Source organism: Chryseobacterium sp. Leaf180, from assembly GCF_001424585.1.
Lineage (GTDB): Bacteria > Bacteroidota > Bacteroidia > Flavobacteriales > Weeksellaceae > Chryseobacterium.
On sequence record NZ_LMPJ01000001.1, the window covers coordinates 58,707 to 82,028 of the forward strand.

The 23,322-nt window shown below is 40.0% G+C and carries 19 protein-coding genes; 14 read left to right on the forward strand and 5 right to left on the reverse strand.

Going from position 1 to position 23,322, the window contains the following annotated elements:
• Nucleotides 1–66: 66 nt before the first annotated feature.
• A complete protein-coding gene (locus ASG01_RS00190; protein ID WP_055858128.1) occupies nt 67–753 on the reverse strand; it encodes an NUDIX hydrolase in 687 nt (228 codons plus the stop codon).
• A gap of 536 nt (nt 754–1,289) precedes the next feature.
• On the opposite strand from ASG01_RS00190, the gene ASG01_RS00195 reads away from it, so the two are divergent.
• The 8 genes from ASG01_RS00195 (at nt 1,290) to ASG01_RS00230 (ending at nt 13,877) form a co-directional block, all read left to right on the forward strand.
• A complete protein-coding gene (locus ASG01_RS00195) occupies nt 1,290–3,659 on the forward strand; it encodes a glycoside hydrolase family 127 protein (RefSeq protein WP_055858133.1) in 2,370 nt (789 codons plus the stop codon).
• A 151-nt stretch (nt 3,660–3,810) separates the two neighbouring features.
• Nucleotides 3,811–5,727: a sialate O-acetylesterase gene (locus tag ASG01_RS00200; RefSeq protein ID WP_082498264.1), complete on the forward strand. Its 1,917-nt coding sequence runs from the start codon at nt 3,811–3,813 to the stop codon at nt 5,725–5,727.
• Between the two features lie 34 nt (nt 5,728–5,761).
• On the forward strand, nt 5,762–7,216 hold the full coding sequence (locus ASG01_RS00205; RefSeq protein ID WP_055858136.1) for an MFS transporter: 1,455 nt from the start codon (nt 5,762–5,764) through the stop codon (nt 7,214–7,216).
• Between the two features lie 130 nt (nt 7,217–7,346).
• Nucleotides 7,347–8,465, forward strand: a complete 1,119-nt coding sequence (locus ASG01_RS00210) for an endo-1,4-beta-xylanase (protein WP_055858139.1) — start codon at nt 7,347–7,349, stop codon at nt 8,463–8,465.
• Nucleotides 8,466–8,508: 43 nt separating this feature from the next.
• A complete protein-coding gene (locus ASG01_RS00215) occupies nt 8,509–9,483 on the forward strand; it encodes a glycoside hydrolase family 43 protein (protein ID WP_055858143.1) in 975 nt (324 codons plus the stop codon).
• A gap of 117 nt (nt 9,484–9,600) precedes the next feature.
• On the forward strand, nt 9,601–11,634 hold the full coding sequence (locus ASG01_RS00220) for an alpha-glucuronidase (RefSeq protein WP_055858147.1): 2,034 nt from the start codon (nt 9,601–9,603) through the stop codon (nt 11,632–11,634).
• A gap of 25 nt (nt 11,635–11,659) precedes the next feature.
• Complete coding sequence (galK, locus tag ASG01_RS00225) at nt 11,660–12,841, forward strand: galactokinase (protein ID WP_055858152.1); 1,182 nt, start codon at nt 11,660–11,662, stop codon at nt 12,839–12,841.
• Entirely contained in the window at nt 12,828–13,877 is a 1,050-nt protein-coding gene (locus tag ASG01_RS00230) for a UDP-glucose--hexose-1-phosphate uridylyltransferase (protein WP_055858157.1), read from the forward strand. The genes galK and ASG01_RS00230 overlap by 14 nt, the downstream gene beginning before the upstream one ends.
• Before the next feature lie 12 nt (nt 13,878–13,889).
• Here the strand turns inward: ASG01_RS00230 and ASG01_RS00235 are convergent, their stop codons facing one another.
• Nucleotides 13,890–14,741: a cyanophycinase gene (locus ASG01_RS00235; RefSeq protein ID WP_055858160.1), complete on the reverse strand. Its 852-nt coding sequence runs from the start codon at nt 14,739–14,741 to the stop codon at nt 13,890–13,892.
• A 20-nt stretch (nt 14,742–14,761) separates the two neighbouring features.
• Nucleotides 14,762–14,962 carry a hypothetical protein gene (locus tag ASG01_RS00240; RefSeq protein WP_055858164.1) on the reverse strand — a complete coding sequence of 67 codons (201 nt, stop codon included), beginning with the start codon at nt 14,960–14,962 and terminating at the stop codon, nt 14,762–14,764.
• Between the two features lie 380 nt (nt 14,963–15,342).
• On the opposite strand from ASG01_RS00240, the gene ASG01_RS15930 reads away from it, so the two are divergent.
• The 6 genes from ASG01_RS15930 (at nt 15,343) to ASG01_RS00270 (ending at nt 20,223) form a co-directional block, all read left to right on the forward strand.
• Entirely contained in the window at nt 15,343–15,480 is a 138-nt protein-coding gene (locus tag ASG01_RS15930) for a hypothetical protein (protein ID WP_157844165.1), read from the forward strand.
• Nucleotides 15,473–16,729 (forward strand): DUF892 family protein, encoded by a 1,257-nt coding sequence (locus tag ASG01_RS15620; protein ID WP_117613371.1) that lies wholly within the window; start codon nt 15,473–15,475, stop codon nt 16,727–16,729. Before ASG01_RS15930 ends, ASG01_RS15620 begins: the two co-directional genes overlap by 8 nt.
• Before the next feature lie 134 nt (nt 16,730–16,863).
• Nucleotides 16,864–17,691, forward strand: a complete 828-nt coding sequence (locus tag ASG01_RS00255; RefSeq protein WP_238584488.1) for a Cof-type HAD-IIB family hydrolase — start codon at nt 16,864–16,866, stop codon at nt 17,689–17,691.
• A gap of 147 nt (nt 17,692–17,838) precedes the next feature.
• On the forward strand, nt 17,839–18,015 hold the full coding sequence (locus ASG01_RS00260; RefSeq protein WP_055858170.1) for a histone H1: 177 nt from the start codon (nt 17,839–17,841) through the stop codon (nt 18,013–18,015).
• A 228-nt stretch (nt 18,016–18,243) separates the two neighbouring features.
• Nucleotides 18,244–19,386, forward strand: a complete 1,143-nt coding sequence (locus ASG01_RS00265) for a hypothetical protein (RefSeq protein WP_055858172.1) — start codon at nt 18,244–18,246, stop codon at nt 19,384–19,386.
• 3 nt (nt 19,387–19,389) lie between these two features.
• Nucleotides 19,390–20,223, forward strand: coding sequence for a GLPGLI family protein (locus ASG01_RS00270; protein ID WP_055858175.1), 834 nt, complete (start codon nt 19,390–19,392; stop codon nt 20,221–20,223).
• A gap of 49 nt (nt 20,224–20,272) precedes the next feature.
• On the opposite strand, the gene ASG01_RS00275 is transcribed toward ASG01_RS00270, so the two are convergent.
• Nucleotides 20,273–20,839, reverse strand: coding sequence for an RDD family protein (locus tag ASG01_RS00275; RefSeq protein WP_055858179.1), 567 nt, complete (start codon nt 20,837–20,839; stop codon nt 20,273–20,275).
• Between the two features lie 9 nt (nt 20,840–20,848).
• The gene (locus ASG01_RS00280) at nt 20,849–22,972 is read right to left on the reverse strand and encodes a Tex family protein (protein ID WP_055858183.1); all 2,124 of its coding nucleotides are present in this window, start codon (nt 22,970–22,972) and stop codon (nt 20,849–20,851) included.
• Nucleotides 22,973–23,322 lie beyond the last annotated feature (350 nt).

A 23,322-nucleotide genomic window follows, 5' to 3' on the forward strand; every position in this document is an offset into this window, starting at 1 on the left:
CTTTTTATTCTAAATCTAAAAGGATGTCAATTGACATCCTTTTTTTTATTTTAACTATTATCTATTTTAAATCTTAAACAAAAATCCATCTGCCAGTTTTTTCCTGTATTTATCTTCGTCGAAACGGTAGAGGAAAGAACCTTTTTTTGATGATGTCATGTCTTTCAGTTCGGTCTTTTGCAGAACGTCCAGTGCATTTATTTTGCTGATGAAATTACGTTTGTCATACTGCTCATCAAAGATCGCTTCGTACAGATTCTGCAGATCTTTCATGGTAAATTTTTCGGGAAGCAATTCAAAACCGATCGGTCGGGTAGAAGCTCTGCGGCGAAGTCTCAAAACTGCATCTTCCACCATTTCATTATGATCAAAAATCAGGTGCGGAAAATCTTTCAGATCAAACCACTGCGCACTGTACTGATCATTAATTTCAATATCTTTTTCAATATTAATCAGTGCATAATGTGAAATAGAAATAATTCTTGCAGTCGGTTCACGGTCAGTTTTGGTGTAAGAATTCAACTGTTCAAGGTAAATATTTTCAAGTCCGGTAAGTGTGAAGAGAATTCTCTGCGCTGCCTCATCCGCAGATTCGTCGTCGGAAACAAAACCGCCAATCAGCGACCATTTTCCCATTTGCGGTTCAAAATTTCTCTGCGCGAGCAAAATTTTAAGATTCTCACCATCGAAACCGAAAATAATACAGTCAACCGCTACCAAGTGCCTAGAATACTGGGAATAATCCTTCGTCATGTGTTTGTAGTTTTACACAAAGATAATTAATTGAGGTGAAAATCTTTACCGTAAATCCTATCAATAATGTGGTAAAAATTAAAACTTTTAAAATGTAATTTTTAAGTTTTTCTGAACGCTGGCGATTGTTTTGGGAATAAAATTTAGGTAATATCTATGTAAAAAATTCATTTATGAGATGAATTTATAATGAACTGAATGTTAAAAATATGTTAAAGTACGAGAGTTTCGCGAAATGAGTTTTAATCAATTATTTAATAAGGCTTAATCTGAAAAATACGATAAGGTGGAAACAGTTTTGAAACTTTCATCATAAAAATCTTTGCTCTTCAATTGGAATACTTCAAATATCCGCCTACACGTTATTCTGTCGTGTATTTTATATTCTTATTTTTTATGATAAGGTCAGATGTTTTAATGATAAATGAAGTGTTTTTTTTATTGAAAATCACGATCCGAATTCTTATCTGAGCCGATTTTCTTGGTCATATTGATTCTTTCTGTTACTTTTAAAACTGTTGCAAAAGAAGAATTTTATGCGGAAGACTTTTATTTTAGCTTTTTATGGTGCCAGCACGTTTGCCTTTGCGCAGATGAGTAAAACTGCTGAATATTTTCCGCTGAATCAGGTAGCGCTTTCCGAAAGTGTTTTCAGCAGGGCGATGAACACCGACAAAAACTACATCATGTCGATGGATGCAGACCGTCTTCTTGCGCCGTATTTAAAAGAAGCAGGTTTAGACCCGAAAAAAAGCAACTATCCAAACTGGGAAAATACCGGACTTGACGGTCACGTTGGCGGACACTACATCACCGCTTTGTCGCTGATGTACGCGTCGACAGGCGATAAAAACGTAAAAAAGCGACTCGATTACATGATTGATGAACTCGAGCGTTGTCAGAATCTTGCAGGAAACGGATATCTTTCCGGCGTTCCAAACGGTAAAAAAGTCTGGCAGGAAATTGCGGATGGCAACATCCGCGCTTCAGGTTTTGGCTTAAATGACCGATGGGTTCCGCTGTACAATATTCATAAAATATATTCCGGTTTGCGCGATGCGTATTGGTTTGGCGAGAGTGAAAAGGCAAAAAAAATGCTTATTAAACTTACGGACTGGATGGCAAACGAAGTTTCAAAACTTTCTGATACGCAGATTCAGGATATGCTGCGAAGTGAGCACGGCGGATTGAATGAAGTTTTTGCCGATGTGTACGATATTACAAAAGATCAGAAATATCTGAAACTCGCCAAGCGGTTTTCGCATCTCGCCGTTTTGGAACCACTATTAAATCAGGAAGACAAACTTACGGGAATGCATGCCAACACGCAGATTCCCAAAGTAATTGGTTATAAAAGAATTGCTGATCTCGAGCAAAACAAAAACTGGAGTGATGCTGCTCAGTTTTTCTGGTCAAATGTGACACAGAAAAGATCGTCCGCCATAGGTGGGAACAGTGTGAGTGAGCATTTTAATCCGACCAGCGATTTCAGCGGAATGATAAAAAGTATTGAAGGCCCGGAAACGTGCAACACGTACAATATGCTGAAACTCACGAAACAGCTTTTTGCCACACAGCCAAAATCTTCGTATCTCGATTATTACGAAAGAGCGTTATATAACCATATTTTATCGACACAGAATGCTGAAAAAGGTGGCTTTGTGTATTTTACGCCGATGCGTCCCGGGCATTACCGAGTTTATTCGCGGCCGGAAACCAGCTTTTGGTGCTGCGTAGGTTCGGGGATGGAAAATCATGCGAAATATGGCGAAATGATTTATGCCCATTCAGGAAATAATTTGTACGTAAACCTTTTTATTCCATCCGTTTTAAAATGGGCAGAGAAAAAAGCGGTTATTCGTCAGGAAAACACTTTCCCGCAAAATGCTTCCACCAGACTTATTTTTGATGTCGCACCAAAATCTGAATTAAATCTAAAACTTCGCGCTCCGGAATGGACAAATGTTTCTGAAATTTATGTTTCAGTTAATAATAAAGGTGTAAAAATTTCTCCTGATGCCGACGGATTTTTAAACATAAAAAAGAAGTGGAAAAAAGGCGATATGGTGGAGATAAAAATGCCGATGCATCTCAGCGCAGAGCAGCTTCCGGATCAGTCAGACTATTATGCTTTCAGATATGGTCCGATTGTTTTGGCAGCGAAATACGGTACAGAAAACCAAACCGGATTGTTTGCTGATGAAAGCCGCGGCGGTCACATTGCACACGGTCCGCAGATCCCGCTGCAGGAAATTCCGGTGGTTTTGGGAAGTTCAGATTCAGTTTTAAATCATGTTGAAACTGTAAACAAAGAGAAATTATCATTCAAAATAAACGGTCTGTATCCTCAGAATAAATTCGCTTCGGGTTTAGAACTCGTGCCTTTCTATCAGATTCAGGAAGAGCGTTACATTATGTATTTTCCGCAGGCGACGCAGGATAAAATTCAAATCATTCAGCAGAAAAAAAAGCAGGAAGAAGAAGCTGTGCGCAAACTGGATAACATCACCGTTGATAAAATTCAGCTCGGCGAGCAGCAACCGGAATCTGATCATTTTTTTGCCAGCAGCGAAGCGTTTGACGGCTATATGGAAGACCGTCATTTCCGAGACGCGAAAGGTTGGTTCAGCTACGAAATGCGGAATTCCGATAAAAATGCTGAGTTCCTTTTTCTGCAATATTTCGATGCCAACAACAACCGAAATCTTTTTGTAGAAATCAACGGAATAAAAGTTTTTTCGCAGGATTTTGAAGGAAAATTCGGCAGTTCTGCGCAGACTTTACTCATTCCGGTTCCGGTTTCAGAAAAGAAAAAAGAAAAGCTTATCGTGAAGTTTTACACCAAAGAAAAATCGCTCACGCCAAAAATTATCGAAGCCAGACTTTTAAAAAACAAACCAGAATAAAAATGAAAAATTATTTTGATTTGGGCAGCTTTTTCCGTCTTCCACTCCCGCTTTTTTGCTCCGCTTCGCTCCGCAAAAAGAGCTCCGTTCAAGCCGGGCTGCGCGAGATTCGAAAAACATATTAATAAGCAATAAAATTCAGTAACCTAAAATGAATCATAAAAATATCACCAAAATTCTTACGCTCTGCATTTTCGCATTATGCAGTTTGCTGGCAGAAGCAAAAATTACGCTTCCGGCACTGGTTTCAGACGGAATGATTTTGCAGAGGGATCAAAAACTGAATCTTTGGGGAAAAGCCGATGCCGGTGAAAAAGTAGAGATAAAATTTTTAAATAAAACGTACAAAACCATCGCAGATAAGTCAGGAAACTGGAAAGTTGTGCTTCCCGCACAGAAATCGGGAGGACCGTATACAATGACCATCAACGAAATTTCGCTGAAAGATATTCTGATTGGCGATGTTTGGCTCGCTTCCGGACAATCGAATATGGAACTGCCGATGCGCAGACTGACGCCACTTTATGCGAACGAAATTAAAAATGCGAACAACCAGAACATCCGGTTTTTTACCGTTCCTCAGAAATACAATTTTAAAGCGCCCCAGACCGAACTCGGCGGAGGAAAGTGGGAAGCCGTAAATTCTCAGACGATTCTCAATTTTTCCGGCGTTGCGTATTTCTTCGCGAAAGATATCAGTGAAAAAGAAAAAGTGGCAGTAGGAATTATCCATTCAAGTTTGGGCGGTTCTCCGATTCAGGCATGGATGGACGAAAAGTCACTGAAAAAATATCCTGAATATCTTGATGAAGCCAAAAAATGGGAAAACGATGATTTAATTAAATCAACCGAAAGCAGCGAACAGTCAGCCAGTCGTGCTTGGTACGCACAACTCGATCAGTCGGATCTCGGGCTCAGTCAGCATTGGGAAAAATTTGATTTAAATGATTCTGATTGGAAAACGATGCAAATTCCCGGATCTTGGGAAGACAAAGAAGGGAATTTTGACGGAACGGTTTGGTTTAGAAAAGAAATTAATCTGAAGAAAAATCAGGCAGGAAAAGCAGCATTTTTAAATTTAGGAAGAATAAAAGATGCTGATGTAACGTACATTAACGGAACAAAAGTAGGAAATGTAACGTATGAATATCCGCCGCGATGGTACGACGTTCCTGCTGGAGTTTTAAAAGAAGGAAAAAACATAATTGCTGTAAGAATCACCAACGGAAGCGGAAAAGGACAGTTCATTGCAGACAAACCATATTATCTGGAAATTGACGGACAGAAAATCGATCTGAAGTCTGACTGGAAATATAAAATCGGAACTAAAATGGAAAAAATGTCACCCGGAACGACATTTATCCGCTGGAAACCGACCGGTCTGTACAATCAGATGATCAATCCGCTGATTAACTACAACATTAAAGGTGCGCTTTGGTATCAGGGCGAAAGCAACACTGGAAATCCAAAAGAATATGGCGATCTTCTTACGACGATGATTGCCGATTGGAGAAGTAAATGGAACCAGAAAGATATGCCTTTTTTCACGGTTCAGCTGGCCAATTTTATGGAAACGAAATCTGAGCCTGTCGAAAGTAACTGGGCAGAACTTAGAAATGAGCAGTTCAAAATTTCGCAGACCGTACCAAATACTGGACTTGCAGTGATCATCGATGCTGGCGAGTGGAATGATATTCATCCGTTGGACAAAAAAACAGTAGGCGACCGTTTGGCGCTTCAGGCGATGAAAGTCGCTTACGGAAGAAAAATCGTGGCCGACGGACCGGTTTATCAGTCGATGAAAAAGGACGGGAATAAAATAATTTTGACATTCAAATCCGGAACTGATGATTTAATTTCGCAAAACACATTGAAAGGTTTTGCCGTAAAATCTGAAGACGGAAAGTACTATTGGGCAAAAGCAAAAACTGACGGTAAAAATGTAGTGGTTTGGAATGATGAGGTAAAAAATCCTGTTGCCGTGCGGTACGACTGGGCAGACAACCCAGATGGAAACCTGAGAAATAAAGCAGATTTGCCGGCGTCGCCTTTTACTACAGAAAAATAATTTTTATAATCTAATAATCATTTATCAATTTAAAATGAACAATACTTCTCAGAAAATATCGGTCGTTGAAAAAATCGGCTACAGTTTGGGAGACTTGGCTGCCAATCTGGTTTTTCAGACTTTGGTAACGTATCTGGCCTATTTTTACACCGATATTTATGGCTTAAAACCCGAAAATGCATCAATAATCACTTTGGTGGTCGGTTTAATTGCAGGCTTTGGATTTAATCCTTTGGTTGGCGCTTTAGCTGACCGTACGCGGACAAAATGGGGGAAATTCCGTCCGTGGATTTTATTTTCTGCCGTTCCTTTAGGAGCCGCTGCGCTTTTCGCGTTCAGCACGCCAGATTTTTCTTATCAGGGAAAAATGATTTACGCAGCCGGCACGTACACGGTTTTATTGCTCTTGTACGCAGCCAATAATCTTCCGTATGCGGCACTTTCAGGCGTAATTACCGGCGATATGAAGGAAAGAAACAGCATCTCGTCTTACCGTTTTGTAGCGGTTATGTTTGCACAGTTTTTTGTTCAGGTTTTCATGTTACCGATAATTTTATCTGCAGGAGATGGCGATAAAGCAGTCGGCATCGAAATCGTAATGACATGGCTGGCGATTATCGGTACTTTGATGTTGCTGATCACATTCTTCACAACGAAAGAACGTGTAATTCCAAAACAGGAGCAGGAATCTTCTTTTGGTACCGATCTCAAAGATTTGAAAAAGAACAGACCCTGGATCATTATGCTTGTCGTAACGGCTTTGATTTTCATTACCTTAGCGATGAAAGGTGGTTCTTATGTTTATTATTTTAATAATTATGTGGATGAAGATTCACTTAAAACTTTTATTTCTCCTATCACCGCATTTTTCAGTTCGATTGGGATGAATTTCTTTGGTGAAGATCCGCGTTCAGCAGGTTTCGGCCTGTTCAACGCTGGCGGAATCATCATGATGATCATAGGAATAACCTTTTCAAAAAAATTCGCCGACAAATACGGGAAGAGAGACGCCTTTATCGCATCACTTTTTATTTCGACTCTGTTCATTGTAGCGTTCATGTTTTATCCGCCAAAATCGGTTGGCCTTATGTTTCTTTCTCAGATTGTACACGGCTTTTTCTACGGAATCAGCACGCCGCTGCTTTGGGCAATGATCGCTGATGTTGCCGATTATTCAGAATGGAAAAACAACCGCCGCGCCACCGCAATTATTTTCTCTGCAATGATGGTGGGTTTGAAAGTCGGTTTAAGCATCGGAAGTTCGCTTGTTTCTTCTATCATCGGGCACTTCGGCTATATTTCATCTGAAGGTTCGGTAAATGTTATTCAGCCCGAAACCGTCGCCGCCGGAGCCAGACTTCTGGTCAGCATTTATCCCGCTATTCCGTTTTTTGCAGCGTGCGGACTGCTCATGTTCTACGAAATCAACAAAAAAATGGAAAATCAGATCGAGCAGGATCTGAAGGAAAGAAGAGGAAACGGCATCTAATTTTTTTTTTGGGCAGCTTTTTCCGTCCTCCGTTCCCGCTTTTTTGCCTCCGCTCCGCTCCGGCAAAAAGAGCTCCACTCAGGTCGGGCTGCATCAGATTCGCTGTCATTATTTTGTATACTATTTAGTTATGAAAAAAATAATCGCTTTAGCAGGAATTCTTGCTCTTACAGTTTCATGCAAGACTGCGCAGTCATCTTCAGGCAATTCTCTGAAAGATGCGTACAAAAACAAATTCTATATTGGAACCGCGATGGATCTTCCACAGATTCACGGCACCGATGTGAAGTCTGATGATATCATCAGAAAACACTTTAGCTCAGTCGTTGCTGAAAACTGTATGAAATCGATGTTTATTCAGCCTGAAGAAGGCAAGTTTTTCTTTGACGACGCAGATAAATTTGTGGCTTTTGGAGAGAAAAATAAAATGTTCATCATCGGTCATACGCTGGTTTGGCATTCTCAGTTGCCAAAATGGTTTTTCATCGGAAAAGACGGGAAGGAAGTTTCGGAAGAAGTTTTAAAACAGAGAATGAAAAGCCATATTTCTGCATTAGTGGGCCGTTACAAAGGCCGTGTGAAAGGGTACGATGTGGTAAACGAAGCCATCATGGAAGACGGAAGCTACCGGAAAAGTAAATTCTACGAAATCCTGGGTGAAGAATTTATTCCGTTGGCATTTCAGTTCGCGCAGGAAGCTGATCCAAATGCCGAACTGTATTATAACGACTATAACGAATGGTACCCCGAGAAGGTAAAAACGGTCGTGAAAATCGTAAAAAATTTAAAATCAAGAGGCATCAGAATCGATGGAGTAGGCATGCAGACGCACGTTGGTCTCGATACGCCGGCGCTTCAGGAATATGAAAAAGCGATCACAGATTATGCGGCGGCTGGCGTAAAAGTCAACATCACCGAAATGGAAATCAGTCCGCTGCCGTCACCTTGGGGAACTTCTGCAAACGTGGCCGACAAAGTAGCGTATGATGCGAAAATGAATCCTTACACCAAAGGTTTACCACAAAATGTACAGACAGAATGGGAAAACCGATACCTCGATTTCTTCAACCTTTTCCTTAAACATCAGGATAAAATCCGACGAGTGACTTTGTGGGGCGTAACCGATAATCAATCGTGGAAAAATGATTTTCCGGTTAAAGGCCGCACAGATTATCCGTTGCTTTTTGACCGTAACTATCAGGCAAAACCTGTTGTTGATAAAATCATTGATTTAACAAAATCAAAGTAAGTCTGTTATCTGAAATCTATTATTTAAAATCTATTTTTATACAATGAAGAAAGCAAAATATCTGTTTCCGAAAGATTATATGGCAGATCCTTCCGTACATGTTTTTGAAGGTAAAATCTATATTTATCCGTCGCACGACCGCGAAAGCGGCATCGAGGAAAACGACAATGGAGACCATTTTGACATGAATGACTACCACGTTTTTTCGCTTGACGATATCGAAAACGGAGAAATTACAGATCATGGCGTTGTGCTTTCAGTGAAAGATATTCCATGGTCTGGCAGGCAGCTTTGGGATTGTGACGTAGCACACAAAAACGGAAAATATTACATGTATTTTCCTTTAAAAGATAAGAATGATATTTTCAGAATCGGTGTGGCGGTAAGCGATAAACCTTCCGGGCCGTTTGTGCCGGAGCCGCATCCAATGATGGGAAGTTACAGCATCGATCCCTGTATTTTCGAGGAAGACGGCAAACATTACATGTATTTTGGTGGTATCTGGGGCGGACAATTGCAGCGCTACAGAAATAATAAAGCACTGGAATCAGCCTTGATGCCTGAAGAAAATGAAGCAGCGATCGCTTCAAAAGTAGCGCTTTTAAGTGAAGATATGCTTCAATTCGGTGAAGAACCGAAAGACCTTTTAATTCTAGATGAAAACGGAAAGCCTTTGATGCATGGCGACAAACACCGCTTTTTCGAAGCATCCTGGATGCATAAGTACAACGGAGTTTATTATTTTTCATATTCTACCGGCGATACGCATTTGATTTGCTATGCCACTGGCGACAATCCGTACGGTCCGTTTACGTATCAGGGTGAAATTCTGACACCTGTTGAAGGATGGACAACGCATCACAGCATCGCAGAATTCAAAGGAAAATGGTATTTATTTTTCCATGATTCTTTACCGAGCGGCGGAAAAACCTGGCTGCGAAGTATGAAGGTTGCAGAGCTTGAATACGATGAAAACGGAAAGATCAAAACGATTGAAGGCGCTGTAGAAAGTCTTTAATCTGTAATATTCTTTAAGCTCTGTCAGAATTTATTGTTCTGACAAAGTTTGATTTTATATAGATCTGATCACAGTTTTTTTATTTAATGCTAAAAAAATAATCTAAAATAAGCCACGATGAAGCAACTTCAAATATATCTTTTTCTTTTTCTCATGATTCCGCTTGCGGTTTTCGCTGAAGATGGCAGCAAACTGTGGCTTCGGTTTCCGGCAAAAAACGGGATTTCAACCTCAAAAATCATTACCAAAAGCAACAGCGCGACCATTAATATTGCCAAAAAAGAACTGAGCAGTCATTGGTTTGGTTCTGCCGTTGAGCTTCGCCTTGATCCTTCACTGAAAAACCTGAAAGACGGTTATACGATAAAATCGGTTAAAAATACAACTGTTATTTCATCTTCCATGGAAAATGGTTTGTTGTATGGCGTGTATCATATTTTGCGTCTGCAGCAGACCAAAGTAGATTTATCTAAATTAAATATTACCGAAAAACCTTCTTACGATCTTCGTTTTCTGAATCACTGGGATAATCTGGATGGAACTATTGAGCGAGGTTACGCCGGACATTCACTTTGGAAATGGGAAGATTTACCGAATAAAATTTCGCCAAGATATGGGGAATATGCAAGAGCCAATGCATCAATCGGGATTAATGCGACCGTTCTCAACAACGTGAATGCTTCGCCGAATATGCTCCGTAAAGATTACCTTCAAAAAGTAAAAGTCCTGGCAGATATTTTCAGACCTTACGGAATTAAGGTTTATTTATCAGTTAATTTCTCATCACCAAAAGTTTTGGGAGGATTGGAAAACTCAGATCCACTTAACAAAGATGTTCAGAAATGGTGGAAAGACAAAGCTTCTGAAATTTATAAAATAATTCCTGACTTCGGTGGATTTTTGGTAAAAGCCAATTCTGAAGGTCAGCCTGGACCGCAGGATTACGGAAGAACACACGCCGATGGCGCCAATATGATGGCTGATGTTTTGAAACCGTACGGCGGAATGGTGATGTGGAGAGCTTTTGTGTACAGTCCGAGCAAAGAAGACCGTGCAAAACAGGCTTATCTTGAATTCACGCCGCTCGACGGGCAGTTCAGAGAAAATGTTATTATTCAGATTAAAAACGGTCCTGTAGATTTCCAGCCTCGGGAAGCTTTCAATCCGCTTTTCGGAGCAATGAAAAAAACGCCGCAGATGGTTGAATTTCAAATTACGCAGGAGTATTTAGGATTTTCTAATCATCTCGTTTTTCTGGCGCCTTTATTTAAAGAAACTTTAGACAGCGACACGTACGCCGACGGTAAAGGTTCTACGATTGCAAAATTAACCGATAGAAGTCTGAGACCTGAGAAAATGACCGCGATTGCCGGCGTTGCCAACATTGGAGAAGACACAAACTGGACCGGCCATCACTTTGCGCAGGCCAACTGGTATGCTTTCGGAAGACTCGCCTGGAACCACAATTTGAGCTCAGATCAAATCGCCGACGAATGGCTGAAAATGACGTTTACAGATGATCAGAAATTTGTAAATCCGGTAAAAAAAATCATGCTGACTTCCCGCGAAACGGCAGTAGATTACATGATGCCGCTTGGTCTGCATCATATTTTTGCCAACGGACATCATTACGGTCCCGAACCGTGGGGCAATTACAAAGGCGGAAGACCCGACTGGTCACCGGTTTATTATCATCAGGCTGACAGGGTTGGTTTAGGTTTCGACCGTACAAAAACCGGCAGCAATGCAGTTTCGCAGTATTTTTCTCCATTAAATGAGATCTATGGAAATATTAAAACGACTCCGGAGAATCTCATTCTTTGGTTTCACCATGTCCCTTGGGATTATCAAATGAAAAACGGAAAGACGATGTGGAATGAGCTCTGTTTCAAATATGATTCTGGCGTAAAAGAAGTCCGGAATTACCAAAATACCTGGGATTCAATCAAACCTTACATCGATGCCGAAAGATTTTCTGCTGTTCAGGGAAAACTGAAAATTCAGCAGGAAGATGCAGTCTGGTGGAAAGACGCGTGTTTGCAGTACTTCCAGACTTTTTCCAAAAGACCGATTCCGGCAGAGATCGAAAAACCGGTTCATAAACTTGAAGATTTAAAGAAGATAAAACTCAACATGGGCCACCACAATTAAGTATTTTTGCATATTGACTTAAAACATGTCTGAACAGTTAATTTCTGCGACTAAAAGCGCTTTTAAAAAACAATTTAGCAGCAATGCAGAACGCGTTTTTCTGGCACCCGGAAGAATCAACGTGATTGGCGAACACGTCGATTACAGCGACGGTTTTGTATTGCCCGCTTCGATCGATAAATATATCTGCTTTGTCGTAAAAGCGTCCGGTCAAAATGAGAAAAGCCGCTTTTTCGCAGCAGATTTTGATGATGAATTTTCTTTTGATATCTATGATAAATTAGTTCCGGCTGAGAAACACTGGGCCAATTATCTTTTGGGTGTCTGCCATGCTATGAAGCAGCGCGGCGCAGAACTGAAAAGTTTCCAGATCGCTTTCAGCAGCAATATCCCAATGGGATCGGGGCTTTCTTCGTCTGCAGCACTTGAGTGTGGTTTTGCTTTTATTTTGAATGATTTATTCAGTTTAAATTTCACTAAAAAAGAACTCGCTCTCATCGGTCAGCAGGCAGAGCACGAGTTTGTGGGTGTAAAATGCGGAATTATGGATCAGTTTGCTTCCGTTTTCGGGAAAAAAGATCACGTGATGATGCTCGACTGTCATTCGCTTAACCACAAATATTTCCCGGCAGAGCTTGGCGATTTTGAACTGGTACTTTTCGACAGTTGTGTGAAACATTCACACTTGACTTCAGGCTATAACGACCGCAGAAAAGATGTTGAGGCAGCAAAAAAAATCATTAACGAAAAATATCCGCAGGTTTTAAAGTTCAGAGATACGACTTTTGAGATGCTGAATAATATTAAAGAAGAAATTGGCGAACAGCCGTACTTACGGACTTTTTATATTTTAAAAGAGATAAAAAGAGTAGAAGCGGCGGCTGTTGCACTTTCCAAAGGCAATATGATCACCTTGGGAAATCTTTTAACAGAAACCCATGAAGGTCTTTCGAAAGAATTTGAGGTGAGCTGCGACGAGCTGGATTTTTTGGTTTCAGAAACATCAAAAAATAAAGGCGTTTTGGGCGCGCGAATGATGGGCGGCGGCTTTGGCGGTTGCAGTATTAATCTGATTAAAAAAGATGCGGTCGACAGGGTTTCCGAAAATATAAAAGAACTTTACCTGAAAGAATTTGGCATAGAAATGAAAGTCTATCCAGTGAAAATTTCTGACGGAATAAAAGAATGTACCGATGACGCCATTTGATCCCAAACTCCACCCGCACCGAAGATATAATCCGCTTTTAGATGAATGGGTTTTGGTCTCACCACAGCGTGCAAATCGCCCTTGGCACGGACAGACCGAGAAAACTGAACATGAAGATTTGCCTTCACATGATGAAAAATGTTATCTCTGCGCAGGAAATATCCGTGTGAATGGCGAGAAAAATCCTGATTACAAAGGTGTTTTTGTTTTTGAAAACGACTTCGGATCTCTAATGAAAAATACGGTTGAAAAGACTGAAAATTCATCGGATTTATTTAAAATAGAACCTGAACGCGGAATCAACCGTGTGATCTGTTTTTCTGAAAATCACAGTCTCACACTTCCGGAAATGGAAATTGACGACGTTAAAAAATTGGTAGATGTCTGGCAGCTGCAGTATGAAGAACTGGGAAATTTAGAGTACATCAATTACGTTCAGATTTTTGAAAATAAAGGTCAGGTGATGGGATGCAGCAATCCACATCCTCACGGGCAGATTTGGGCGCAGTCGTCTGTGCCCTCGCTGGTTGAAAAAACACAGAAAAATCTCGCCGCGTATTACCAAAAACATCAGCGTTCTCTGCTTGAAGATTATCTCCAAAAAGAATTAACTTCCGGTGAAAGAATTATTCTTGAAAACCAGAATTTTGTTGCATTAGTTCCTTTTTGGGCCATCTGGCCATTCGAAACCATGATTATCAGCAAGCGGAAAGCGGAAAATATTATTTCTTTTTCTGAGTCTGAAAAACTTTCATTTGCAGAAATTTTAAAAGATTTGACGGCGAAATATGATAATCTTTTTGAAACTTCTTTTCCGTATTCTTCAGGCATTCACCAGTCGCCGACCGACGGAAACCTCCATCCTGAATGGCATTTTCACATGCATTTTTATCCGCCGTTGTTGCGAAGTGCCGAGGTAAAAAAGTTTATGGTTGGCTACGAAATGCTCGCCGAACCGCAACGCGACATCACACCGGAACAAAGTGCAGATTTGCTTAAAAAACAACCGACAAAACATTATAAAGCGCAGCACTAAACTTCGCTATATTTAGTTTCCGTTTTCTTCGGTTCCTGTAAAGATATTTTTTTCCAGATCGAATGTGCAGTCGTTGCTGAGAATATGTACTTTGAGATTTTCAGCATAAATAGCGGAGCATTTTTCTGCAGAATCTACATTGGTTTGTTTGATCTCACTTCCGTTAATCATCCAGACCATCCCTGATCCGATACAGACGGCAGTTTTTCCTTCGTTGATAATTAAGGCAGAATCTTCGCCAAGACCAATTCCCCAACAGTTAGGATTCAGCATTACTGCATGTGCCAACCTTCCAAATCTCGCGCGGTGCACAAAATGGGTGTCAACAATACAGTTTTTCAGAAATCCCCAGCCTTCCGCGATTTCGATGTCATCTTCCAGCATTGCTTCGCCATTATCAGCTTCCAGAATCACAAGATCTGGTATACACATTGCGCCTGCACTTGTTCCTGCAATGGTAAAATCTTCCTCGTTTTCAAACTTCTCCCGAATCATTTTGTGGAGAACTGACTTTTTTAAAGTTTCGAAAATTCTGTTCTGATCGCCACCGGAAAAAAATATGGTTTTTGCAGCCTTAATTCTTTTCCGATGATGGTCAGAGTGTAATTCCTGATCTGAAATATCAAGAAAATTGAAATTGGTGTAGCCGATTTCTTCCAGCGTTTTGCTGTACGTTTCTGGCACTTCCTCCGGCTCTTCGCTCGCAGTGGTAATAATTTCTATGCGGTTGTCTTTAGACTTCGCAAGCAGTTTCAAAATTTCATTAGGAATAAAATCAGAATTATTTTTCTCCATATCCGAATTTACACCTTCTTTATCTTCCTTTCCACCAATAATCAGCAGTCTTCCTTTTGGTATTTTCATATCTGAAAGTAATTGATTGGTTATTCGTTATCGGTTTTTACGTCGCGGTAATGAGTGTTCATTTTTAAAGTATCAGCCTTTTCCTGAAGCGTTTTGATCGTGTCAGACTGCGGGTTGTTTACAGACTCGCGGCGGTTTTCACGATCAATATATTGCGTCTCCTCCTTTTTACACGCAAAGGATAGAAGTGCAGTGGTCAAGACCGGAATTAAGATTTTCATAGTTGATAAATTTTGTTAATCAAATGTACATCAGAACAGATAATTCACTTATGACAGCAATCATACAGTGGTGATTTCCTTTATTATGAGATTGGTTAACGACTTATAAATGATTCAAAAATTTGCAGATAATTGTATTTATGACTAAATGAATTTTAAACTTTCAAAAATTATTTCACGAAAAAAAAATCACTTAAAAATGACTTTGCTCATAAATTCTGCTTTTTGATCTGTTTAATTTTGACATATCCAAATCAATATTTTAGAAAGTGATGATGTTTTTCTTGGCAGAAAACACGGCATTTTTTAAAGTTTCAGAAAACCCGAATACTAGTCAAGGGCTTTCACAAAACTTAATATTAATTGTAAAAAATTTTAAAATGAACAACAGAAATTCAAACCGAAACGGTTCAGGAAACAGATCTTCTCAGGGGAACAGATCTACATATGAAGAGATCTATCAGTTAGGTTACGATCACGGCTTCAGCGATGCATCTGAGGACGAGGAGTATGGATGATGATTTCTCAGAATTTGAAGATGATTTTGATGACGAAGATGATTATGATGTGTACGGCGATAGTGAGTACGATGATGATGAAAGAGATGACGATAATCGCGGCAGAGGAAATTCCGGAGGTGGCCGTAGCGAATCTAACAGTTCGGGTGGTCGCGGTGGAAATTCCGGTTCCGGAAGACAGGGTTTTGCATCTATGAGTAAAGACGAGCGAACCAGAATCGCAAGAACGGGCGGACAGGCATCACATGGCGGAAGAGGCCGAAACAGTGGCGGTGGAAATTCCGGCAGCGGCCGTGGTGGAAATTCCGGCGGATCAAATGGTGGCTCAGGGAGAGGGAATTCCGGAAATTCTGGTGGAAGAGGACAGGGCGGAAACTCCGGTTCCGGAAGACAGGGATTTGCATCGATGAGCAAAGAAGAACGTACGCGAATCGCCAGGATGGGCGGTCAGGCATCACATGGCGGCGGGCGTGGCTCCAATTCTGGTTCCGGAATCAGGCTTTGGAGGCAGAAGAAATTCATAGTTTTAGACAGCTGCTTCCGGAGTTTTTCGGAGGCAGCAGTTTTTAATTTTAAAATTGAAAAAATAATGGCAACAAAAACCGACAATACTGTAGAAACTTCTGCAGGAAATGATGAAGTCACCCAGAAAATAATGACTTCAGAAGAAAATAATTATGATAAAAAAGCAAACAAAGAAGAAAAAGATCAGATAAAAATGGGCAACGCAGAAGTCGATAAAGAAGATATGAAAAATGCGCCGCTGCACAAGTTTTTCGTCGATTCTCTGAAAGATATTTACTATGCTGAAGAAGCCATCTTGCAGGCACTTGGAAAAATGATGGAAGCAGCGACCACCGAAGAACTGAAAGAAGCTTTTGAAGATCATCAGCTTCAGACTAAAAAGCACATCAGCAGGCTTGAGAAAGTTTTCAAATCTCTTGAGATGGAGCCGGAAAAGAAAAAATGTGAAGCGATAGAAGGCATTATTAAAGAAGGTGAAGAAATTATTAAATCTACCGAAGAAGGAAGTATGACCCGTGACGCGGCACTTATCATCGCAGCACAGAAGGTGGAGCATTACGAGATTGCCAGCTACGGTGGTCTTGTGCAGCTTGCCCTGACAATGGGACACGATAAAGCAGCCGACCTTCTCGACCGCACCTTGCAGGAAGAGGAAGAAACCGACTATGAGCTGACCGAAATTGCCGAGAATTATATTAATTTCGAGGCTGAACAGGAAGATTAAAACAGTGAAACCACATACAGAATTTGTATGTGGTTTTTTCCTAAAAAAAACTGCCGTGATTTTTGCTTACACATAATCGTCACATGACATTCAATCCAAAATCGATTTATAAGCCTACCTTTATATTTCGAAAAATGAGTTACAGACAGATTATGAAAAATATTAAGCTGATCGTCACTGATATGGACGGCACTTTTCTGAATTCTAAGCATGAAATGAGCCCGGAATTTCCTGAAATCTACGATGAACTGAAAAAAAGAAACATCCTCTTCGTTCCCGCGAGCGGTCGCCAGATGTTTGGCATCACCCAGTTTTTTAACGAAAACGAAAACGAAATGGCTTTTATCGCCGAAAATGGAGGCTACATAAAATATCAGAACGAAGAACTTTTTGCAGATCATCTTTCGGAGGAGCATATCCCGGAGATTATTAATATTATAAGGAATATTGATGGCGCTACGGTGGTAATTTCACGAAAGCAGAAAGCATATTTTGAAACAGATAATCAGGAATTTGCCGATTATGTTTCGCAGTTTTACAAGGAAAATGAAAAGATCAATGATTTGCTGAGCAACCGGAATAATGATGTTTTTAAAATTGCCATTCATCATCCTGAAGGTGCGGAAGAGCATCTTTATCCGTATTTAAAAGAATACGAAAAGTATAATCTCAAAGTAGTGGTTTCAGGCAAAAACTGGCTTGACATTATGAATAAAGATATCAACAAAGGTCAGGCTCTTGAAAAACTGCAGCAATCTTTGGGTATCAAACCGGAAGAGACCATGGTTTTTGGAGATTACATGAATGATATCGAAATGCTTAAAAAAGCCCATTATTCTTTCGCAATGGAAAACGCTCATCCTTCTGTAAAGGAAGCGGCACGGTTTCAAGCCTCATGCAACAATAGTTTTGGGGTTTTAGCAACGATTAAAGACTATCTCTCTGCAGAGTTAGCACTGTAAATTTTAAAAAATTTAAATAGCAAAACCTTTTTTCGGAAGAAAAATGCCAGATTGTAAATAAATTCGGTATTTCACAGCGATTTTTTTTTGTGATATTAGGCTGAATTCATCTGAAAAGTTATATTTGTAGTCTAAATTTTAATAGACATGAAAGAACTTATTGAAAAAATTAACGCAGAATTTGAAGCGTTTACTACAGAAGCGAACCAGCAGGCTGAAAAAGGAAACAAAGCTGCAGGAACAAGAGCACGTAAATCTGCTTTGGAACTGAGCAAAATGTTTAAAGATTTCAGAAAAGTTTCTGTAGAAGAATCTAAGAAATAAAAAACACCGCCGGCTTTCGAAAGAAGCCGGTTTTTTTTGGTCTTTACATTTCACAAACGCTGATTCCGGCGTTTTTTCTGTGTTAAAAGGTGACAACAATTTTCTGTAAATCTTAAAAACGATTCGTGTTTCGTTAAATTGCTCCCAATTTATATTAAATAATTCTTTTGCTGTTGAGTTGTATTGCGATGCAGTTTATATTTGCGACGTTAAAAACAACTAAACTATATGAGAAAACTCTCTTTTTTATTTCTGCTGACTTCGCTCGCGCTTTCTGCGCAAAAAATCAAAATCACCGACGGTGAAACCGGAAAACCGATTGCCAACGCCAGAATTGTTTCTGACGAGCTCGCGCTGTACGCGAACGAAGATGGTCTTATCGAATTTCCGACAAACGGAAAGCCTTTTGAAGTTTCTGCCGGCGGTTATAAAAGGCAGCAGATTTCGCATTTCCAGAATGTGATTGCTTTGCAGCCAACTGTGAAAGATATTGAGGAAGTTAAAATCATCAGTATTGATGTACAGCCGATCTTTAATGATGTTTTAAAAAATTATCATAAAATATATTACAATAAGCCGGCGGTGTATGATGTAGTCTTTCGACGTAAAAGTTATCGAAACGAAAAACTTGCCTCAATGTCTATCGCTGAAGCAAAAATCTGGATGAGCAGCAGTATGTTTAATTATAAAAGCGCGTACAAAGAAGATTATGGGAGTATGATACAGATGCAGCTCAATAAGGTGAAATTTCTGAAAAAAGGGGATGCGGATTCTGCTTCTTCCTTGAAAAATAAAGAATTCGAAAGAGATTATTACGGCTCTTATTTTTTTAATTATGAACTTACGAGGTTACTTTCAAACATAAGAAACAGCAAATATTCCGGAAGATTGCTGGCAGAAGCTGACGGTGAGCAAACAATCAGTTTTAAAACCAATACTGATCGCAGTGTGAAGCTGGATGGTATTTTTAAATACAATAAGAAAGATAAAGTCATCACGTATATTGAGGTTAATTATGATATGGAAGAATTACCGGTAAAAAAAATGCAAAGCGGTAACGGTGAAGAATTCACTTACAAATTTGGTGTCGCTACAACTGTTTATGATTTTTATAAAAAAGACGACTTTTATGTTCCTGGTATGTTTCGTCAGACAGGCGATCGTTATGTGCTCTTCTATAAAGATAAAACAGTAACTTCAAAAACAGCAAGTGAAGTTTATTACAACACTTTCGCAAAAAGTACCAGTGCCGGTTTGGATAAAAAAGCAGATTCTTCAAAAAATTTACTTTCGGCTGCCGAAGTAAAAGACAGTAAAGAAGCCGTGATTTTACTTTCGGAAGAAGAGCAGAATTTTATTAATCAAAACTAAACCATGTATAGAATTTTTACTTTTGCTGTGATCTTTGTTTCAATGGCGATGAATGCGCAGACCAACCGATTTATCTATGACGTCGAATACCGCAAAGATTCTACATCAACAGCGACTACGAAAGAAAATTATCATCTCGATATCGATGCGAGGGACGTAAAATATTATCCGCGCGATTTTTTCGTTGGAGATTCCATGGTGGTTCACAATGTTGAATTCCCCAAAGAACAGAAATTTAATACGTCGAGTATTCTTACACATAAACTTGGAACGGAGCAGTACGAAGCGTATGATCTTCTGGAAAATATTGTGCTGAAACTTTCCTCAGATGCTCATCAAAACTGGAAACTGACCGGCGAAAAGAAGAAACTGAAAGATTTAAATCTGCAGAAAGCAACGACGACTTGGGGCAAAAGAAACTGGACAGCTTGGTTTACCGCTGATATTCCTTTTCAGGAAGGCCCATACAAATTTCACGGCTTGCCTGGTCTGATTACCGAACTTTATGATGATCAAAACAATTACCGTTTCGAACTGGTAAAAATGCAGAAAATAGAAAAAACGTACAGCAATCAGTACATATCGTATGTTTTGCAAAATGCAGTTCCGGTAGATGAAACCAAGAATAAAATTACAAAACTCAATTACTACGATGCGCCGGTAAATGCATTGCGTAACAACCACGGCGCAACAAAATCGACCGATGATTTTTTCCTGAATGACGGCACGCGTGTCACCGCAAAAAATACACGGGAAGTCAACGAACTTCTGAGGGAAGCGATTAGGAAATACAACAATCCTATTGAGAAAGGTAAAGCGATAAAATATCCGAATTAAAACAAAATCCGCAGCTCATCATGCAAACTGCGGATTTTTCTTGTAATTATTAATTGATCCGCGAATCAATCTTTTGCTGATCAAGCATTTTTCTGAGTGTCCACATCATATTTTCTTTTACAGTGTATGTTTTGCAAAGTTTATTATTCATCTTCATACTCATCGAAGTCTCATAAAAAGTTCTCGTTCCAAAAGCAATATCTTTTACTGTTTTTTCTGAAAAGCTTGGATAAAAATTGGCCAGGATCAACATGTTTCTTTTTAGAGAAGTACTGAAATCAGGATAATCTCCAAATTCGTCAATAACTTTTATTTTAAAAATCTTCTTTCCCAAGCTGTTTCCCCACTGTGTTTCAGCAAAAGCTCCTGTGATCATCATTAGAGGAATGCCCGCAACAAAAGCAAGAAGCATGTGTTGAAAAATAAGATATGTCAGCATGAAAGTGGGAATGATGTCTATAATTTTTGCCCATTGCCGCTGTCTGTCACTTTTCGGGAAGTCGGTTTGTACAGGCAGATAATATTCAATTTTCTTATACACTCGGCTTCCGAATATGTCAAAATCTCCTGTAGCTCTGCGCAGAATTTTTCGTTCTTTTAATTCGGAAATTTTCATAAAAGCAATTTACAAAATCATACTCAGCTGAATTCTTTTGCGCTGCTCGTCAATCTCCGTCACTTTTACCTGAACGTGCTGATGCAGCTTCACCACTTCATTTACATCCGAAACAAAACCTTCTTTCAGCTGAGAAATATGTACCAGTCCGCTTTCTTTAATTCCCAAATCTACGAAACAGCCAAATGCCGTGATGTTGTTGACAATTCCCGGTAAGATCAGGCCTGTTTTGAGGTCTGAGATTTTTTTGATTGTCGGGTCAAATTCAAAAACTTTTGCCGCTTTCCTCGGATCCAGTCCCGGTTTTTCCAGTTCTTTTAAAATATCCTGAATACCGAGAATTCCGATTTCGTTGGTGGTAAAATCTTCAGCTTTCAGAAGCGCAATTTTTTCTTTATTGGCAACCAGTTCGTGTGTTTTAATATTTAAACTTTTTGCCATTTTTTCTACGGTTTTATAAGCTTCCGGATGTACGGCAGAATTATCGAGCGGATTTTCTCCGTGGGTGATTCTTACAAATGCCGCCGCCTGCTGATAAGCTTTTTCTCCAAGCCGCGGAACTTTTTTTAAATCTTTTCTGTTTTTGAATGCACCGTTTTCTGCCCGAAATGCAATAATGTTTTCGGCCATTTTCTCACCAATTCCGGAAACGTAACTGAGAAGAGATTTGCTTGCGGTATTCAGATTGATGCCAACCGCATTCACCGATTTCATTACGGTAGAATCGAGTTCATTCTTAAGTTTAGACTGATCTACATCATGTTGGTACTGCCCGACACCGATAGATTTAGCATCAATTTTTACCAGTTCGGCCAGCGGATCTGCAAGCCGTCTTCCGATAGAAACGGCACCACGCACGGTAACATCATATGTCGGGAATTCATCTCTTGCAATTTTACTTGCAGAATAAACCGATGCGCCGGCTTCCGAAACCACAAAAACCTGAATCGGTTTGTCGAAAGCAATTTTCTTAATGAAAAATTCGGTCTCGCGGCTCGCAGTGCCGTTTCCGATAGAAATCGCTTCAATATGATATGCGTTTACCATCGACCGGATTTTCTTCATCGCCATACCGGTTTCGTTTTGCGGTGCATGCGGATAGATATTTTCATTATGAAGAAGATCACCTTTTTCGTCGAGGCAAACCACTTTACATCCGCTTCTGAAACCCGGATCGATCGCAAGAATTCTCTTCTCTCCCAAAGGCGGAGCCAGAAGCAGTTGGCTGAGGTTTTCAGAGAAAATATGAATCGCTTTTTCATCGGCTTTTGCCTTGGCTTCCTGTAAAGTTTCATTGGAAAGTGCCGGCTCCAGCAGCCTTTTGTATGAATCGCGTATTGCAGTTTTTATGTGTGACGTGCATTCGTTTTTTGATTTGATTAAAGCATTTTCTATAAATTCGATGGCTTCTTCCAAATCAATATCGACAGAAGTTTTGATAAACCCTTCACTTTCGGCACGAAGAATCGCCAGCAGTCGGTGCGAAGGAATGCGGTTAAGCTGTTCCTGCCAGTCGAAATACTGCTTAAATTTCTGTGCATTCTCGTCCTCGGCTTTTGCTTTGACGACTTTAGCTGTTATCACCGCTTTTTTCTGGAACATCCGGCGCAGATTCTTACGGACATACGCGTTTTCATTAATCCATTCCGCCATGATGTCGCGTGCTCCCAGAAGGGCTTCCGCGGTTGTTTCGACCTTATCACCCACATATTTTAAAGCAATATTCTCAATATCACGGGCGTTTTGGCTCATAATTATTCTGGCCAGAGGCTCTAATCCTTTCTCGCGGGCAGCATCCGCTTTGGTTTTTCTCTTCTTTTTAAAAGGAAGATAGAGATCTTCAAGTTCGGTCAGATTAAAGCTTTCCGATATTTTTTTTTGAAGATCATCTGTCATCTGACCCTGCATTTCGATCGCGCCGATGATACTTTCCTTTCTTTTGATCACCTCGTCGAACTGCTTTTTACGCAAATCAATCTGTTCGATCTGTGTTTCGTCGAGATTTCCGGTAGCGTCTTTCCGGTAGCGCGAAATAAACGGAATCGTGCAGTCGTCAGCCAAAAGTTGAAGCGTGGCAGCAATGCTTTTTTCGGAAACAGGAAGTGTATTTTGAATGAATTGAATAGCGGTCATGCAGAATTTTTGAAGCCGCTAAAATAGTGGAATTTTGTCGTTGTTTTTAAATTTAATAAGGAATTTAAATATACAAATGTACAGCAAGGCTGCAGATAAAAATCTTCTGCTTTCGTATTTTGCTTTTATTGTTGACGTTTTCAGTCAGAATCTCGGCAGATTTTTTTCCTTTGTTAAAACAAACCACTGTTGGTAAAAGATGGATACAACTCGTCGAAATATTGCGGAATTATATTATGTAGATAGCGATCACTTTTACCGCTTCGCTGCCAATTTTTCTTTGTAAAAATGCTTTGCAGACCAGGTAACGTTTCATCAATCATTGCAAAAAGTACTTCGTAATGGCGAAG